Raw genomic sequence first — 1,143 nt, forward strand, 5'->3', positions numbered from 1 at the left:
TCCGCGATCCACCAGAGTCGGTGGATGGCGTTCGAGTACAAGTCGGAGCCTGCACCGAGGAACTTCTCTCTCATCGCCTCTTCGGAGCGATACTCCCAACGGTGCCGGACGAGGTCAGGATATTTAACGACTGCTAGCCAATGCCAGAGCCCGGGATCACCGGCAGTCCGTCTCGTGATGTCAAGGGCACGGTGAATTTCTTCGGCGAGTGAGCCATCGATAGCTGTCTCGTACTCTGGGTACTCCTCCAGAACCTCCTTTACTGCGGAATCTATCCTGTTGAGATCACCCGTCGGATGGCCCGGTATCGACTCTACGTACTCGTTCAGCTGTTCGTCGGTCAACGTCGCCTCGCCTTTCATGAACGACTCGCCCACAAGGCGACGTCCGTCTTCGGTCAGTCGGTATAATTCTGTCTCGGTCACGTTAGATCTGGAGGCCCTCCTCCATGAGATGGATCAGTTGCTCTCGGGGGTTTATATATTCTTGAAGTTCGCTATCGATTCGCTGCATTACGTGGGGGAGGGTTTGCGGATCAGAGAGGTCGTCCCTGAGACGGTGAGTTGCTTCTGACACATCGCTAGTATCGTAGAGATTTCGAGCAAACGTTTGGAGCACCATCTCCTGCCACTCGTGTTCAACCTCCCCCTCAACGTCTACAGCACTCCCAGCACGAACGAGCAGTTGTACCCACACACCGTAGCTCACTTGATCAAGTATCACGTCACGCATCCGAGCCTCGGCCCCGACAGATCCTCTACTCTGTAAGACCTCGGCAATACGGGGATGATCGGAGTTGATCCACAATTTAGGACGACTCTCGTTTCGGAAGTCGAGGTAGTATAGCTTGCTCCCATCTGGAAGGTGAGCATTTTGTGAGAACTGAACTCGCTCACCATCGATGGCAGCTCGCTCTTCTTGCTCGTGGCCGTCAACGACGACGTAGTACAGCGTCCCACTGGCGACGCGGAAGTTATTCTGGTCCGCGTAATTGCTCGGTTCTTCTCCCGGATGAGATTCGGTGCGAACGAGATACGGGCGCAGTTCGACAGTTCCTCGGACTGTATCCTTCGGAATCTCTAGCCTGACGTCGTATTCACCGGGCGCGGTAGGTGCTTCGGAGATTATTTCCCGGTTACGATA

General features: G+C 54.9%; 2 protein-coding genes. Both read right to left on the minus strand.

From position 1 onward, the window contains the following. Positions 1 to 425: DUF6339 family protein (locus AUR66_RS17800; protein ID WP_231727960.1), on the minus strand; the 425-nt coding region annotated here is incomplete at its 3' end. Position 426: 1 nt separating this feature from the next. Further along, positions 427 to 1,143 (minus strand): hypothetical protein (locus AUR66_RS17805; RefSeq protein ID WP_058573495.1); only part of this gene is annotated, 717 nt, incomplete at its 5' end.

Origin of the sequence: Haloferax profundi, from assembly GCF_001469865.1 — an archaeon.
Taxonomy (GTDB): Archaea; Halobacteriota; Halobacteria; order Halobacteriales; family Haloferacaceae; genus Haloferax; species Haloferax profundi.